The organism is Gracilibacillus halotolerans (assembly GCF_014206945.1).
GTDB classification, from domain to species: domain Bacteria; phylum Bacillota; class Bacilli; order Bacillales; family Amphibacillaceae; genus Gracilibacillus; species Gracilibacillus halotolerans.
In genome coordinates, this window is the sequence record NZ_JACHON010000002.1 from 136,536 (window position 1) to 153,805 (window position 17,270).

At 35.2% G+C, this 17,270-nt stretch carries 14 protein-coding genes and 1 pseudogene; 11 read left to right on the plus strand and 4 right to left on the minus strand.

The window, feature by feature from the left end; all coding sequences use genetic code 11:
- Positions 1 to 170: 170 nt before the first annotated feature.
- From GGQ92_RS04535 to GGQ92_RS04560, 6 genes and pseudogenes are all read left to right on the plus strand, one after another.
- Positions 171 to 418, plus strand: a pseudogene (locus tag GGQ92_RS04535) (DUF6434 domain-containing protein); the annotation flags it as partial.
- 327 nt (positions 419 to 745) lie between these two features.
- Positions 746 to 1,603, plus strand: coding sequence for an aminoglycoside phosphotransferase family protein (locus GGQ92_RS04540; RefSeq protein WP_184245054.1), 858 nt, complete (start codon positions 746 to 748; stop codon positions 1,601 to 1,603).
- Positions 1,604 to 1,605: 2 nt separating this feature from the next.
- The gene (locus GGQ92_RS04545) at positions 1,606 to 2,547 is read left to right on the plus strand and encodes a phosphotransferase enzyme family protein (protein WP_184245056.1); all 942 of its coding nucleotides are present in this window, start codon (positions 1,606 to 1,608) and stop codon (positions 2,545 to 2,547) included.
- Between the two features lie 30 nt (positions 2,548 to 2,577).
- A complete protein-coding gene (locus tag GGQ92_RS04550) occupies positions 2,578 to 3,045 on the plus strand; it encodes a VanZ family protein (RefSeq protein WP_184245058.1) in 468 nt (155 codons plus the stop codon).
- A 51-nt stretch (positions 3,046 to 3,096) separates the two neighbouring features.
- Positions 3,097 to 3,807, plus strand: a complete 711-nt coding sequence (locus GGQ92_RS04555; protein WP_184245060.1) for a class I SAM-dependent methyltransferase — start codon at positions 3,097 to 3,099, stop codon at positions 3,805 to 3,807.
- A gap of 288 nt (positions 3,808 to 4,095) precedes the next feature.
- On the plus strand, positions 4,096 to 4,764 hold the full coding sequence (locus tag GGQ92_RS04560) for a helix-turn-helix domain-containing protein (RefSeq protein ID WP_184245062.1): 669 nt from the start codon (positions 4,096 to 4,098) through the stop codon (positions 4,762 to 4,764).
- Between the two features lie 98 nt (positions 4,765 to 4,862).
- On the opposite strand, the gene GGQ92_RS04565 is transcribed toward GGQ92_RS04560, so the two are convergent.
- The 4 genes from GGQ92_RS04565 to GGQ92_RS04580 form a co-directional block, all read right to left on the minus strand.
- On the minus strand, positions 4,863 to 5,306 hold the full coding sequence (locus GGQ92_RS04565) for a flavodoxin domain-containing protein (RefSeq protein ID WP_184245064.1): 444 nt from the start codon (positions 5,304 to 5,306) through the stop codon (positions 4,863 to 4,865).
- A gap of 36 nt (positions 5,307 to 5,342) precedes the next feature.
- Positions 5,343 to 6,395, minus strand: a complete 1,053-nt coding sequence (locus GGQ92_RS04570) for a ribonucleotide-diphosphate reductase subunit beta (protein ID WP_184245066.1) — start codon at positions 6,393 to 6,395, stop codon at positions 5,343 to 5,345.
- A gap of 77 nt (positions 6,396 to 6,472) precedes the next feature.
- Positions 6,473 to 8,758 carry a ribonucleoside-diphosphate reductase subunit alpha gene (locus tag GGQ92_RS04575; RefSeq protein WP_184245069.1) on the minus strand — a complete coding sequence of 762 codons (2,286 nt, stop codon included), beginning with the start codon at positions 8,756 to 8,758 and terminating at the stop codon, positions 6,473 to 6,475.
- Positions 8,759 to 9,342: 584 nt separating this feature from the next.
- The gene (locus GGQ92_RS04580; protein ID WP_184245071.1) at positions 9,343 to 11,061 is read right to left on the minus strand and encodes an ABC transporter ATP-binding protein; all 1,719 of its coding nucleotides are present in this window, start codon (positions 11,059 to 11,061) and stop codon (positions 9,343 to 9,345) included.
- Positions 11,062 to 11,180: 119 nt separating this feature from the next.
- Here GGQ92_RS04580 and GGQ92_RS04585 point away from each other — a divergent pair, with 119 nt between their 5' ends.
- The 5 genes from GGQ92_RS04585 (at position 11,181) to GGQ92_RS04605 (ending at position 17,131) form a co-directional block, all read left to right on the plus strand.
- Positions 11,181 to 12,170, plus strand: a complete 990-nt coding sequence (locus tag GGQ92_RS04585; protein WP_184245073.1) for a LacI family DNA-binding transcriptional regulator — start codon at positions 11,181 to 11,183, stop codon at positions 12,168 to 12,170.
- A 144-nt stretch (positions 12,171 to 12,314) separates the two neighbouring features.
- The gene (locus GGQ92_RS04590; RefSeq protein WP_184245075.1) at positions 12,315 to 13,706 is read left to right on the plus strand and encodes a sucrose-specific PTS transporter subunit IIBC; all 1,392 of its coding nucleotides are present in this window, start codon (positions 12,315 to 12,317) and stop codon (positions 13,704 to 13,706) included.
- A 126-nt stretch (positions 13,707 to 13,832) separates the two neighbouring features.
- Positions 13,833 to 15,236, plus strand: a complete 1,404-nt coding sequence (locus tag GGQ92_RS04595; RefSeq protein ID WP_184245077.1) for a glycoside hydrolase family 32 protein — start codon at positions 13,833 to 13,835, stop codon at positions 15,234 to 15,236.
- Between the two features lie 4 nt (positions 15,237 to 15,240).
- Positions 15,241 to 16,116 carry an ROK family protein gene (locus GGQ92_RS04600; RefSeq protein ID WP_184245080.1) on the plus strand — a complete coding sequence of 292 codons (876 nt, stop codon included), beginning with the start codon at positions 15,241 to 15,243 and terminating at the stop codon, positions 16,114 to 16,116.
- Positions 16,117 to 16,213: 97 nt separating this feature from the next.
- Positions 16,214 to 17,131, plus strand: a complete 918-nt coding sequence (locus GGQ92_RS04605; RefSeq protein ID WP_184245082.1) for an aldo/keto reductase — start codon at positions 16,214 to 16,216, stop codon at positions 17,129 to 17,131.
- The last annotated feature ends 139 nt before the right edge of the window (positions 17,132 to 17,270 follow it).

Consider the following 17,270-nt stretch of genomic DNA (forward strand, 5'->3'; position numbering starts at 1 on the left):
CTTGTAATCTATATTTAATTTGATGAAAACGAACATTTGTTCTATAATGAACTAAAATCAAATAAGAGGTGAGTTTATGAGACCTAATCTAACAAAAGATATAAGTATAGAAAGTTTTAAAGATTATTATTGGTTAAAAGAAGAATTACAATTATTTTTCAACCTATATTCAAAATTACTTTAAAAATAACGTTGGGAAGACATACTGTGACGTTGTTAGAGCCTGGTATGAGGAAGAAGAGCGTAAGAAAGACCTTTCATACAAGAAGGAAATTGGACCTCAATTGAATATAACCAATTCATTCGTGACTTTTTTGCAGATCCTAAAAATAAAGGAAAAGGACGAGAAGAAGCAATAGCTGCCTGGAATGAAATTAAAAAACTCCCTGGTAGTAATAAATATCAATCGAATAATTAACATTTTAAAATTCTATACTTAAGATTTCGTAGTTAACTTCTTTGTGAAACACTTCATCTTAATGCTCTTATCTTCACCTAATTTATATACATTTTTTTAGAATATCTCATAATTTAAAATTCTCACGATTGATGGAGCTTTCCATTGAATTCTCTAGCCTTTCACAGACCCACAATTAAATATGAGTTAAGTATAACGCATATTTTAGCAAGTACGATATCTGTCAAGAAGGAGAAAGTCCTTTTCTGTCGAATTTATAATTTGTAATAGATTATTTTTCTTAGAATAGATGCTATTTTATTATATTAAAGAATAAGGAGACATTTTATGGGAATCGGACGGAAAATTGGTGAAGGTGCTAACGCCGAGGTTTATGAGTGGGAGGACAGTAAAAAAGTTATTAAATTAGCAAAAACAAATATCACTAAAACAGATTTACAAAGAGAATTTAATAATAATTTTATTGCATGGAAATTAGGTTTACCTGCTCCACAACCATATGAAGTCGTGGAGTTTAATCAACGTCCTGGAATTGTATATGAACGTATTCACGGAAAAATGTTAAGTGAACTTTTCTTTGAATCATTAATTCTACAGACAAACACTGATCAACCGCAGTTCCCTATGAAAAATGTAAAATTAACTGCTCGACTACTTGCTAAAGTCCATCATCATGTAGCCAATCAAGAAATTTTAACCAACCAAAGGGATTTTCTCAAGAATGCGATCCTAAGCGTGGATTACTTAAATGAAGATGAAAAGAGGGCAGTGCTTGATGTTTTGGCAGGATTGCCTCAAAAGAAAATGATTTGCCATGGGGATGTCAACCCAAATAATATATTGATTTCTAGTGGAGAGCCTATTCTAATTGATTGGATGAATGCAGCAAATGGTAATCCAGAAGCAGATTTAGCCGAATTTATTATTATGATTAGGTATGCTATTCTTCCCCCAGATATCCCTCAGAATGCAGTCAGGTTATTTGATGATTATAGAGAAATAATTATTAAGGCGTTTATGGATGAATATACACAATTAACTGGTATTACATATGATGAAGTCGATCCTTGGATTGTCCCATTAGCAGCCCGAAAACTGTCTTCAGATGGTATAGAGGAAGCCGAGAAACAAATACTCGTCAAGGTAATACAATCACGACTAGATTATATTAGGCGGGGAGAATAACTATGGTAGAAAATATATTGGAATTATTAAATAAATTATACCCAATTACCATTATTAAAGTCGAGGCAGTAACGGATGAAATGTTTCGCTGCACGAGTGAAAAAGGGACTTACTTTGCTAGGATAACAAATTATAAAAATATGGATGAACAAATGGAAGAAGTTAAATATACTGATTTCTTATATAAAGAAGGATTGGGTGTATCGCCAACCATTACTTCTATTCAAGGTAAAGTAGTAGAAAAAGTAACACTAAATAACAATGAAGTTTTAACGGTTCTTTATCAAGCAGCTCCTGGTGTGCATCTACCAAGAAATCAATGGAATGCAGAAATATTTAATAAATTAGGTCAACAAATTGGTAGATTGCATCGAATATCTCAAAAGTTTGAGGATGTGCATCAAGTTAAACATATCAATGACTGGCATGATAACGAAGAATATGCCTTTTTAAAGTATATACCTAAAGAGGAAAGGTCTATTAGGGAAGTTGTGCAAGAAGCCTTATCAACAATTAAGAAGATTCCAAAAAATCGTTCGAATTATGGTTTGTTACATGGTGATTTATGGTTAGAAAATATATTGGTCGATAGAGATTCGAATATAACAATGGTAGACTTTCAAGATTGTGAGAAGCATTTTTATATATATGACATAGTAGTACCAATCTATAGTGCGTTGGAATATTCATTTGTAGGTGGAAGTAATATCGCTGAATACGAACAAGCTATTACTAAAGCTATTATTAAAGGATATCTAGAAGAGAATGAACTACCCAATGAAATGTTAGAGATGTTTCCTCAATTTATAAAGTTAAAGGAAATATTTGATTACAGCTTAATGCATATGTACTGGGATAAAGAAAAGTTAACAGAAGAACAAGTTAGAATAATGAATCTATACAGAATGAGACTAGAACGCAATCATTCCAATTTTACAATTTAATATTATGGAGAAAGATAGGTAGAACAATAAATGAAAAAGATAATACGAGTGATTATTAATATTAGTTTCATCTTTTACTTATTAGCACTAGTAACGATGCTGTTTTTGGGAATGAGAAGTAATCTATGGACAAACTTATCCTTAATAGAATATATAAAGAGCTCTACAAATATTATTCCCTTTAAAACAATTAGTACATATGTTATTGCAATATTTGATGGAAGTATGAATATAGACATCCCTATAAGAAACCTATTGGGTAATTTGATAATGTTTTTCCCGATGGGTATTTACCTTCCTTACTATATAAAGAAAATAAACAAGCTTAGTAGATTTATAGGTGCAATGACTGTCTTATTATTTCTTATTGAAATAACGCAATTAGTTTCTAGAAGAGGCAGTTTTGACATTGATGATTTTATTCTTAATATGGTCGGATCTTTAATAGGTTTTGTTATTTGGAACACAAGAATCGTTCAGAAATTAATTAAACATTAAATTCATAGATGGCGTTGATGGGCTAAAGACTATTCCTCGGGAGGCTAAATATTGAATAGGCTTGAATTAATTCGTAAAGAAGAAAAAAAGTATCACGATTATTGTTATGAGAATTATACATTATTTGAAGAAGGCTCTTGGCTACACAAACCGGTTAAGACGGTGATGAATTTACTGCCTCTCTTTAATGGTAAAGAAAACATTCGTATTTTGGATTTAGGTTCTGGTGTAGGAAGAAATAGCATTCCAATCGCTAAAAAGATTAAAGATAGAAATGGTCAAGTTGTTTGTGTAGATTTACTAGATTCAGCGTTAGAAAAATTAAAACTATATAGTAAAGAATATGAAGTAGAAGAAGTAATAAAGCTACAACAAGCAGATATTGGACATTACAAGATTAAAAAGAATGAGTATGATTTTATTGTTGCTGTATCGACTTTAGAGCATGTAGAATCAGAAGATGTCTTTGAAGATGTAGTAAGACAAATGGCACAAGGAACAAAAAGTAAGGGGATAAACTGTATAATCGTTAATTCAGAAGTAGAAGAAATAGACATAAAAACTAACCAAAAGCTAGACGTTATGATGGAAATTAATATGAAGACAGAGGATATGAAAAATAAACTAGATAGAATATATGATGGTTGGGAAAAGTTAGATAACCATGTTAAGTCATTGGAATATAGTATTGTAAGAGACGAGAAAGATGTTTTATTAAAAACGAATGCTATAACGTATGTTGTTAGAAAAAATGATAGTTAACAATATTACTTGTCATTATTTGTCTCTTAAATAGAAAAAGGAAATTGAATTTAATAGTAAATCAATGTTTATCAGAACACTATCCATCTAAGGAGGGGTGTTCTTTAATTTTTGTAAAGAGCCTTTTATAAAAAATTGGCTCACTAATTTTTAATAAAGAATGAGATAGAAAAGTTGCTGTATCAAGGATGTTAAGATTCTTAACATCCGAAAAAGTATGCTGTGAAGAAGATTATCTAGTCATTTAAATATATGCGATATATTCTGATTGTGGAAAGGAGCAAAGAGATGAATTTATCTGTGAAATTAAAAACTCTTAGAACAGAAAAAAATTTAACACAAGAACAACTTGCCGAAAAATTGCAGGTTTCTAGATCGACGATATCTAGTTGGGAAACGGGTAGAAGTTATCCAGACTTAGAGATGGTGATTGAAATCTGTGATCGCTTTAATGTTTCATTAGATTATTTGTTAAGAGAGGATGAAAAGATGGTGCGGAAATTAAATTTTGGCACGAAGCAAAAAAGATGGCTAATCGGAATCGTCATCACTTTAGCATTTTTATTATTCAATACTGTAATTAGCTCTTTAACATTTCCAGCAAATCCAAAGCATTTGGAAGTCAGTAATGTTATGATGATTCGAGATGTGAGTTATAACGGTGAAAATCCGGATAGAGATTGGAACACAACAATTAATTTAGATATGAAGTTGAAAAATATATTTTTTAAACCTATAGCGGACGAGTTATTAGTTTTCAATGATAATGGGAATCTCGCTTTTCAAACAGGTTGGTCGTTCAGCCTGCTTCATATATTTGATACACAACGAACTGTTCAAGCTCACCAGTCTGTATTGATCAATGAAAATATTTCTAACGAAGATATTCAATTACAATTGTACAAAGACAAATCTAACAAAGAAATTCCTTTCCATATATCTACTATTAACGAATAGAACAACCACGAGAAAACGACGTCTTGACTAGCAAGGCAGAATGTAAAAAAGATAGATGCGCAGGTACTATACATACCTGTTCATCTATCTTTATTGGTTTACTGTATAACTAGTGTTTCTTGAAGGAGTCGATCGCAGAACTTCTCACATTTTACTAAATCGGGTTCTTGTGGCATTAGTTCTATCTTTAACGTAACTGCTAAGTTAGTATGGACATATAACATATCCCGGAATAGATCTACTGCCCCGCAATAATGAGCGAAGAAACTATCTCCAGAACCAAAAACCCCTGTTACCGTATGCTTGAGATCTTCCGTTTCAAATGCATCATATACTTCTTCCATCTCGATTGGTATTTCTCCATTAGCCCACGTATACATGCCAACAGCGATGATATCGTACTCATGTAATCGTTCGGGGTGAAATTCATCAACTGGAATTAAATCTGTCGCAACATTTCGCTTCTCCATATTCTCTTGAATGGTTTCTGCGATGAATGTTGTATTTCCTGTAACAGATGTATAAATAATTGCTGCTTTCATTTCTTACCCTCCCATATAAGCTTGGTAGCTCTAAGTTTAAAGTTCGTCAAAGCCGTTAGAGGAAGAAACTTTCGTGTATGTTCGAGATTTTTGCTCGAAGAAATCTGATTTCGTTTCGTTCATCATTTCATCACTAAACACATGAATCCATGGCATTGGATTTTCTTCTCGATTCGGATAATAATTTTCTAATCCAAGCTGACGGAAACGTTTATTAGCAAGGTATTCCACATAACCGTGAAATTCTTCTAAATTGATACCTTCAATATCTTTTAATATGAAATTCGACCATTCTTTTTCTAGCTGTACTGCATGATCGATTGCTTTATAAATGTATTGAATGTTCTCTTCTGTATTTAATTCTGGATTCTCGGTTAATAGAATACGTACAAATTGAGCGATAAAGTAGGCATGCTGCATTTCATCTCGTTGAATATAGCTAATCATTGTACTTGTCTTTAACATCTTTTGTTGACGTGCTAAGTTGTAAAAGAAAGCAAATCCTGCATAGAAATAGATCCCTTCAAGATTGATTGAATTAATCCCTAACTCAAATAGACGTTGAGGTGTAGGATCTTGGCGAAACGCTTCATAGCTTTCTAAGATGATCTCATTTCGTTTTTTAACGATTGGATCTTCTTTCGCTTGATTAAATCGTTCATTTTGTTCACGTAGAGGGATAAGTGAACTTAATACATAGGAATAGGACTCATTGTGAACAGCTTCCTGTTGTGAAATTACCGCAAAAATCGCTTTGAAGCTAGAGTCTGTTACATAATCCATCACATGTGACATAGTAGGTGTTTGTAAGCTGTCTAAAGACGCAAGTTGGGTATTAACACGTAGGAAAATATCCTTTTCTACATCTGTTAGACTATCCCATTGTTTAATATCATCCTGCATATTAATTTCTTGTGCCTTCCAGAAATTCGCAAGAAGAGTTTGATAAAGGTCGTACATTTGTGGATAGGCAATATCATTCCAGTTCAATAAACCGGAAGATTCTCCATTAATAATTCCTGTTGATTTATTTGGATACGTAGGATTTAATAATTTAATTTTCGTAAGTGGTTGATTGATCGTAGACATGCTAGCGATCCTCCTTTTTGTACTAAGTATTTATAAAAGAAAGCTTAGGAAAAGAGGAGAAATTCTCCTCTTTTCAATTAGCTATGGCATGCTTCACATTCTTCAATCTCTGTTTGAGATGTACTACGAACGTAATATGTCGTTTTTAGTTTGTTTTCCCATGCTGCGATATGAAGGTTTAATAAGTCTTTTGCTTTAATATCATGGCGTACATAGAAGTTAAAACTGATTGCTTGGTCAATGTGTCGCTGTCTCTTTGCGTTTTGTTTAATGCTCCATACTTGGTCAATTTCATGACGTGCACGACGGTAGTAATTGTACGTGACATGGTCTAAATCAGGTGCTGTTACTTTAAATTTAAAGTTTTTCTTCTCTTCGGCATACTCTACATTATAAATTGGATCGATACCGTCAGTTGAACCACCAATTTTTGCTGTAGAAGAGTTAGGTGCTACCGCCATTAACCAGCCATTACGAATTCCATTTTCTTGTACGCTTTGACGTAAATTGTTCCAGCGATCACTTTCATAGCCGCGACGCTCAAAATATCTTCCTGTTTCCCATTCCGATCCTTCGAATTCCGCATAAGCACCTTTTTCTTTTGCTAGTTCCATAGATGCTTGAATTGTATAATAGGCGATATCTTCATAGATTTTATCCGCATATTCTACAGCTTCTTCAGATTCCCAATGGATGTGTTGTAGAGCTAGCAAATGGTGCCAACCGAATGTTCCTAGGCCTACAGCACGGTATTTCTTATTAGTAGCTTGTGCCTGACCTACAGAAATAGTATTTAAATCAATTACGTTATCTAGCATACGAACTTGAATTTTCACTAAACGTTCGATGACATCTTCGCCAACTGCATTTGCAAGGTTAATAGATGATAGGTTACAAACAACAAAGTCGCCAGGCTTACGAACGATAACAATGTTACCATCTTCATCTTGGTATTCATTTACAATCGTAGTTGGAGACATGTTTTGTGCAATCTCTGTACATAAGTTACTACAATAGATAGAAGTTTTGCCGATACCGCGTTTATGTTTATTTGGGTTTTGACGGTTTACTTCATCACGGTAGAACATGTACGGTGTTCCAGTCTCTAGTTGTGCAATCATAATACGCGCCATAATGTCCATTGCGCGGTATGTTTTTCTTGGTAATAACGGATGATTGACAGCTTCCCAATATTTTTCTGAAAAGTATTTATGATCTTCTTCATCATAAAAGTCTTCTAAACCTAACGGGTTACCATTCTCATCTTTCCAGCCCATCACTTGTTTCACTTGGTGAGGACAGAATGTATGCCATTCTCCGATACTTTTCCCATCTTCGTCTTTTGTAAGAAGTTGTTCCATAAATAAGTCTGGTATAGATACACCTGTAAAGATATCATGTGCTTTACGGCGCTCATCACCATTATTCGTTTTTAAATCTAGGAATCCATTCATTATGTCTTTATGAAATACATCTAAGTAAATAGCAACAGCGCCTTGACGCTGTCCAAGTTGATCGACACTAACAGCCGTATCGTTTACTAGGCGAATCCATGGTACGACACCAGAAGAATTACCTTTAAATTTCTTTATATCGGATCCTAGAGCACGGACTTTTCCATAGTAAATACCGATTCCGCCACCATCTTTACTTAAGCGAGCGATATCCCAGTTGTTTAGATAAATTCCATCTAATGAATCATCTACAGTATCAATGAAGCAAGAGGAAAGCTGACCATAACTCTTACCAGCATTCGATAGTGTAGGAGTTGCCACTGTCATATAAAGGTTGCTCATTGCCCAGTAAGCTTCTTTAATTAAGTCGATACGCTTCTTTTTATCCTCTTCTTGCATAAGCGTCATTGCGATAATCATAAAACGTTCCTGTGGTAACTCATAGAGGTTACGTTCATGGTCTCTAGCTAAATATCTATCTGCTAAAAGGAATAAACCGATATAGTTAAATTTCTTATCTCGGTCTGGCTCAATAGCTTTTTGTAGTTCATCCATTTCTTCTTTTGTATACTGCTCTAAAAGAGCTGGACTGTATATACCTACCTTGGTAAGTGTATGAACAAGTTCATATAAACTTCCGTATTTATCTTCTGCACTAAAACCTCTATTTTTGGCAGCTTCTTGATAAAGTTGCGTTAGATGAAGATGTGCAGCAGTAAACGTCCAATTTGGCTCGTCCATCGCAATTCGATTTAAAGAGTAAAATAATGCTTCTTGTGTTTTTTCTTCTGGTGATTTAATAGACGCATCTATTTTTTCTTTTAGATCTTTTACATCTAGACCGTATTTTGTTTCCGCCTCCTCCAATGCTTTTGTTACTGAGTGAATAGAATGTACATCAATCGACATTTGAGATAACCCCCATATACATAATAAAAGCGCTCATAAAAAAAGAGCGTTATTAACAATGATGCTTAGTATTCGATACCCGAATTAGATTCGGATATAACATGAAATTACAATATGTAGTATGAAAACATGTTGTGTGTCACTATATATTGTAGTGTATACGAGAAGTATATAATTTGCAATAGCATTTTGTGAAATAAAAAGAGAAGGATTATAGAGAAGTGGAAGAGAAGCATGTGGGATATAGCTTCTACAATTTTTTAAAAAATTAGATTTTATGATGTGTCGATTTTTCTCATAGTTTGTTAAATGATGTAAAATTTTAATAGAAGTGAATTTTCATTTTACCATAAAATTTCAGGTGAGGAAATAAGAAAACTTCTTAATATTATTTTAAAAAGAAGTGAGGAATCGTTAAGATATTTGATGGCCTTGAATAAGCGCAAGAAAATAAAAAGTGAAGCTAAGCAGTGATATTTTGATTTTTTTATAAAGTAAAGTCTAATTTGATGTAATTATCAAAAAAATAGAGTGATAGAATAAAAAAAATGGTGCTGACCGTTTACTGGTTAGCACCATTTAAATTAGTTTTCTTCGTATTGAATTTTATGAAGTCTCGCAAAGATTCCATCCTTATCAAGTAATTCTTTATAGGAACCTTGTTCTGCAATCCCTTCTTGTGTTACAACTACAATTCTATCAGCATTTCGAATGGTAGCTAAACGGTGTGCAATAACTAGGGTTGTCCGATTTACGCTAAGGTCGTCTAATGATCGCTGAATCAATCGCTCAGTCTCTGTATCTAATGCTGAAGTTGCTTCATCCAAAATAAGGATAGGCGGATTTTTTAAGAATGTTCTGGCAATCGCCATTCTCTGCTTTTGTCCACCAGAGAGCTTCAACCCTCGCTCACCAATTTGAGTGTCATACCCATCTGGTAATTGCTCAATTACCTCGTGTAGATGTGCTCTCTTCGCCGCTTCGACAATCTCTTCCTCTGTAGCATTTCGCTTTCCATACGCGATATTCTCCCGGACGGTTCCTGTAAATAGAAAGACATCTTGCTGTACGATTCCAATTTGGGAACGTAGGGAGTGTTTTGTCATCTTACGAATATCTAATCCATCTATCGTAATTACCCCATCGTCAATATCATAAAAACGTGGGATTAACGAACAAATTGTCGTCTTTCCAGCACCAGATGGACCAACAAAGGCAACAGTTTCTCCAGGATAAATCTCTAAGTTGATATTACTTAATACCTGTTTGTAGCGATCATACGAAAAATCAACTTGTTTAAATTCGATATTTCCAGTTAATGCACCAGCTTCTACAGCATCTTTTGCATCTTTAACATCTGGGTCAACATCTAATAAACTACGGAAGCGACGGAATCCAGCCATTCCCTTCGGATAAAGTTCTAGAATGGCACTAATTTTATCAATTGGCTTAATCAAAACATTGGTATATAGTACAAAACTTACTAATTCACCATAAGAAAGCTTTCCGTTAAAACTTAACCAAGCACCTACAACTAAAATGACTAATGTTAAAAGTCTTGTCATCATATAAATACTGGAATGTGTACCAGCCATTACTTTGTAAGCTTTTAATTTCGCTTTACGAAATAGATTGTTATCTTTTTTGAAGCGATCGATTTCAAATTCTTCGTTCGTAAAGGATTGCACCACGCGAACACCTGAAACGGCGTCCTCTACTCGCGCATTAACATCTGCAATTCGACCATACATTTGATGCCATGCTTTATTCATTGCCATATTGCAGTATGTTACCAACGCTACTAATAAAGGAACCATAACGAGAGCAATCAAAGCTAGAGTAGGATTGACTGTAAACATAATCCAGAAGGCACCAGTAAACGTCATAATAGCAATAAAGACATCTTCAGGACCATGGTGTGCAAGCTCTCCAATATCAAACAAATCATTCGTTATTCGACTCATAATATGCCCCGTTTTCGTATTATCAAAAAAGCGGAAAGACTGTCGCTGAACATGTGTAAATAGCTCCTGTCTCATATCCGTCTCAATATTTATACCGAGCTTGTGTCCCAAATAACTTACAACATAATGCAGAAAAGTACTTAGCAAATAAACTGCAAATAATATAATTGCAACTGTTACAATGAGGTTCCAATTACCGTCTGGTAGCAGGTCATCAATCAACCATTGTACAGCAATCGGGAATGCTAGCTCTAACATTGCTACAATTACTGCACTACTAAAATCAATCACAAATAGCCGTTTATGTGGTTTATAATAAGAAAAAAATTGTCGTATCATTGCAAGTCTCCTTTTGGCTATGATTATCATATTATAGCAGGTCTATTAAAAAGTTGTCCTATAGATAGCTTTTTAAGTAAAATAGGTAGGGATAAGAGTTAAAAAAGGATGGAAAATCAATGATAACGATAAATGATATTGCAAAGTTAGCCGGCGTATCGCGCTCAACGGTCTCAAGATATCTAAATGACAATGGATATGTCGGTAAAGAAGCTTCAGAGCGAATAAAAAAAGTAATCGATGAAACAGGCTATATACCTAGTCAATCTGCTCAATCGTTACGTACGAAAAAAACAGGCGTTATCGGTATTATTGTACCTAAAATAAGCACCGAAACAGCAAGTAGACTTGTAGGAGGGATGAATGAAGTACTTATTGATGAAGGATATCAAATGTTATTGGCGGATACTACGTTAGACAAAGAGAAAGAAATTGAGTATTTACGCTTATTACAGTCTCGTAATGTCGATGGCATCATCTTGCTAGGAACGAATAAATCTTCACGTCTTATTAAAGGAATCGAGGAGGCTAAAGTACCTGTTGTTGTGCTTGGGCAAGATGTTCCAGATGTTACATGTGTTGTTCATCAAGATTATGAAGCTACGAAAGAAATGCTCGAATATATAATAGAAAGGGGAAATAGAAATATAGGATTTATCGGGGTAGATGAGAGTGATCCAGCTGTAGGGTATCAACGAAAAAAAGCATACCTAGACGTCATGAAGCAACATCATTTGACGATAAAAGAGGATTGGCTTCAACAAGGTGACTTCTCAATCGAATCTGGTTATGCAGCAATGCAACAGATGTGGGAAAATGATCCTTCCAAAGAGCTCGAAGCAATATTTGCGGTTACTGATCAGATGGCTGTCGGTGCAATACAATTTTTGAAAGAGAAAAAGGTTCAAATACCTCGTGATATTGCAGTAGGTACTACAGGAGCATCTACATTGTCTAAGTACATGGAGCCAAGTTTAACAACGATAGACTTTTTAAACGAAGAGGCTGGTAAACTAGCAGCAAACCTACTATTATCGAAAATAGAGGGGAAGAAAGTCGAAGAAAAAAACTATCATCGGTATAGACTTTTAAAAAGAAATAGTGTATAGTGATTTTGAAAATAATCATGGGAACGATTCCATAATTACTCATCCATGTTTATAAACTATTCATTTGGGAAAAGATTCTCAAGAATAGTTTCTTTTTCTCAGAATGTGGTATCGATTCCATAAACGTTAAAGGAGGAAAAAAGTATGGCAACGAACGAGCAAATTGCAAAGCAAGTCATCGAAGCTGTTGGTGGAGAGGAAAACATCCAATCTTTCGCTCACTGTGCAACAAGGCTCCGTATTATTGTTCACGATCGAGAGAAGATAGCTGAGGATAAAGTTGAATCCATTGATAAAGTGAAAGGCGCATTTTTTAATTCAGGCCAATATCAAATCATCTTTGGAACAGGTACGGTGAATCGTGTCTATGAAGCTGTTCAAAAATTAGGTATTACAGGTTCGTCCAAAGAAGAAGTTAAAAAAGAGGCTAAAAATCAAGGAAATACTTTTCAGCGTGCTATCCGTACATTTGGCGATGTATTTGTACCGATTATCCCTGTCTTAGTTGCAACAGGACTATTCATGGGATTACGTGGCATGTTAACACAGGAACAAGTTCTTAGTTTCTTTGGATTGGCACCAGACGACATTTCGCAAAACTTTTTACTATTCACAGAGGTGCTAACAGATACAGCCTTTGTCTTTCTTCCAGCGTTAGTCGCATGGTCTACATTCCGTGTATTTGGTGGTACTCCAGTAATTGGTCTCGTATTAGGTTTAATGTTAGTATCACCAGCACTACCAAATGCATGGGCAGTAGCTAGTGGAGATGCAGATCCGTTAAACTTTTTAGGTTTTATTCCTGTTATCGGTTATCAAGGTTCTGTACTACCAGCGTTTGTTGCAGGTTTAGTAGGTGCAAAAATAGAAAAGTTTTTCCGTAAGCGAGTTCCGGAGGCATTGGATTTAATTGTAACCCCTTTTATTGTACTTCTAATTATGAGTATTTTGTCTTTATTCGTTTTAGGACCAATTTTACATGTTGTTGAGAATTGGATTTTCACAGGAACGAAGGCTCTATTAGAATTACCATTAGGGATTAGTGGTTTAATTATCGGTGGACTTAATCAAATTATTGTTATAACTGGTGTGCACCATATATTTAACTTCTTAGAAATACAACTATTAGAAAATTTAGGCTATAATCCGTATAATCCGATTGTTACTGCGGCGGTTGCTGCGCAAGGTGGGGCTGCTCTAGCTGTAGGATTTAAAACAAAACAGAAAAAGTTAAAAGCATTAGCGTATCCATCCTCGCTATCTGCCTTTTTAGGAATTACCGAGCCAGCTATTTTTGGTGTTAATTTACGACATGGAATGCCTTTCGTGATGGGGTTAATTGGTGGTGCCGTTGGAGGATTCATCGCCTCGTTATTCCAGTTAAAAGCAACAGGTATGTCAATTACTGTTATACCTGGACTATTGCTTTTCCTTAATGAACAGATTTTTATGTATATCTTAGTTAACGTAGTAGCAATTGCGACGGCTTTTGCACTAACATATTTCTTTGGATTTAAAGATAAAGAATCAATATAAATAGAGAAACAGGCAGTAGGTGAGTCTAAATGAAGATTTTTCATTGGTCTCACCAATGCCATTTTATAGGGATATGGAAGAATCAACACAATAACAATTATTTTAACTACTGAAGGAGATGATAGGATGAACCGAGAACATGAATTACTAACCGCAGCAATAGAAAAGGCAAATGAAAATAAATCGAATATAAAAAAAGATCCCTATTATCCCTTATATCACGTTGCTTCACCTGTAGGATTAATTAATGACCCGAATGGCTGGATACAATGGAAAGGTACGTATCATCTGTTCTTTCAATGGAATCCATTTGAAAATAGTCATGGAGCAAAATTTTGGGGGCATGTGACCTCGACAGATTTAGTTCATTGGAAGGAAGAATCACCAGCACTCGCACCAAGCGAGTCTTATGAAAAGGATGGCTGCTATTCTGGAAGTGCTATAGCTATAGATGACAAACTCTATTTATTTTATACAGGGAATGTGAAGAATGACGATCAACGTGAATCCTATCAATGTATTGCAGTCTCTCAAGATGGTCATCAGTTTCGCAAGCTTGGAAATGTGCTTGATGTACCAGAAGGATATACAGCTCATTTTCGTGATCCAAAAGTATGGAAAGAAAACGATGTTTATTACATGGTAATGGGTGCACAAACGTTAGAAGAAAAAGGATGTGTGCTTCTTTTCCAGTCAAAAAATCTACATCAGTGGGAGAATTTAGGTGTGTTAGCGGATGGTTTTGGTTACATGTGGGAATGTCCAGACTTTTTTTCATTACAAGGCAAAGATGTACTCCTTTTCTCACCGCAAGGAATGGAACCAGAAGGGATTCATTATCAGAACACCTTTCAATCTGGATACTTTATTGGAGAATGGAAAGAAGGAACCAATCGATACACACACAATCATTTTCAGGAAATCGATCATGGCTTTGATTTTTATGCACCTCAGACGACAGAAGATGAAAAGGGAAGAAGAATACTCATCGCTTGGATGGGAATGGCGGATGGATTTGAACATTTGCACCCCACACTTGATTACAATTGGATTCATCAATTAACAATCCCTCGCGAATTATCGATAAGAGATAATAAATTAATTCAACAACCAGTTGAGGAATTGAAGCAGCTTCGTGGGAATAAGCTTTATGATCGTACAATCAAGGACCGATGGAATGGAGAAATTTCTCGAACAGTTGAATGGATATTCAAACCTAATGATGAGCAAGAGTTCACATTAGAATTATATAACGGAATACAATTGGTGTATAATCAGAGAGAGAAAACGCTCTCTTTTTATCGGGAAAGATTAGATCATAAAGGACATGAAGTAAGAACAGCTCTAGTGGAAGGGAACGTTTCAGAAGTAAGAGCCTATGTAGATCGGTCATCTATTGAATTATTTATTAATGATGGAGAGTTAACGTTCACGTCGCGTATTTTTCCATCGATTAAAAATAAAGAAATGCAGATACATGGTGATGGCCATCTAACTGTTTGGAATTTGGCTAAAAAGGTAGGAGAGTGAAAGGATGTTAATTGGAGGAATTGAAGCAGGTGGTACAAAATTTGTGTTGGCAATTGGGAATGATCAAGGTGAAATACTAGAAAAACAAACAATACCGACAGAGCATCCAGATTATACACTGCCAAAAGTAATTGACTTTTTTAAGAACAAAGGGATAGAGCGTCTTGGTGTTGGGGCTTTTGGTGCAATCGATATTAATCAGAATAGCCCCTCTTATGGAACACTACAAGAAACACCGAAAACAGATTGGATTGGCTATCCTTTCGGTCGAATATTAAAGGAAAACTTAGAAGTACCGGTGATTATAGATACAGATGTAAATGTTGCTGCGATGTCAGAAGCGAAATGGGGAAACGCAACGGACGTTGATAGTTGTCTTTATATTACAGTCGGTACAGGTATAGGTGGTGGAGCCTATTTGAATGGCTCAACCTTAAAGGGACTTTCACATTCTGAGATGGGTCATATTAAAATACGGAGACATAAGGAAGACACGTACAAAGGGAACTGTCCGTACCATGATGATTGCTTAGAAGGCTTAGCATCAGGACCAGCGATTGAAAAAAGATGGGGTAAAAAGGGACATGAACTTGTAGATAATGAAAAAGTTTGGGATATGGAGGCTTATTATTTAGCGCAGGCAATTACGAATTATATCTATATATTGTCACCAGAGCGAATCATACTAGGTGGTGGAGTGATGAAGCAGCAACAATTGTTTCCGCTCATCCGTAAAAATGTGATTGAAATGTTAAACGGCTATGTATCTTCCCCATATTTAACAGAAGATGAAATTGATCAATATATTGTATCCCCAGGTTTAACAGATGAAGCAGGCGTGAAAGGTGCATTATATCTTGCTATGATGGAAACTGTATAATTAAGGGTTAGCTTCCGTCACATTTTCTCAACGATTAAAAATATCGCTTACATGGAAAGCTCATGCTATAATACCGGTTAATAGGGAGTGATATAAGATGAATAAAGTAGAACTAGGTAAAAGCGGATTGCAAGCTAGTGAAATATCTCTTGGTTGTATGCGAATGGACCAACTATCCAAACAGGATGCAAATCGTATGATTCAATTGGCGTTAGATTTAGGAATTGATATGTTTGACCATGCAGATATCTATGGTGGTGGAGCCTCGGAACAAATTTTCGCTGATGCCATCCAAATGAATCCATCGATTCGTAGTAAAATGATTTTGCAAACGAAATGTGGTATACGAAAAGGTTTTTTCGATTTCTCGAAGAAACATATCATATCCTCTGTCGAAGGAAGCTTGGAGCGATTAAAAACTGACTACATAGACATTCTTCTATTACATCGACCGGATGCTTTAATGGAGCCTGAAGAAGTAGCAGAAGCATTCAACGAATTGAAACAGAGTGGAAAAGTGCGCTATTTTGGTGTTAGTAACCATAATCCAATGCAAATAGAGCTATTGAAAAAATATGTAGATCAAAAACTCATCATTAACCAGCTACAGCTTAGTCTTATGTTTACTCCAATGATTGATGCAGGTTTAAATGTGAATATGAAGCATGACCCGGCAACAGTTCGTGACGGTAGTATATTAGATTATTCGAGGTTGAATGATATGACGATTCAGCCATGGTCACCGTTCCAGTACGGATTTTTTGAGGGAGTTTTTGTAGATAATGAGAAATTTCCAGAATTAAATAAAAAGCTACAGGATTATGCGGACCAGTATAGTACGAATAAATCAGCAATTGCGATTGCATGGATTTTACGTCACCCTGGAAACATGCAGCCTATTATTGGGACGATGAACCATGATAGATTAAAACAAATAGCCGAAGCATCGAAGGTACGATTAACTAGAGAAGAATGGTACGATCTCTATCGAGCAGCAGGAAATACATTGCCATAATTAATAAACTCCGAACCGTTTTGTGGTTCGGAGTTTATTGCGTTTAATGGAGAGAATGTTAAGGTGATATCCGATATTAAGGTCTCAGAATCTCATGTTAAGACGTGCAATCCGATTTTGGGGAGGTAGTATTCGATGT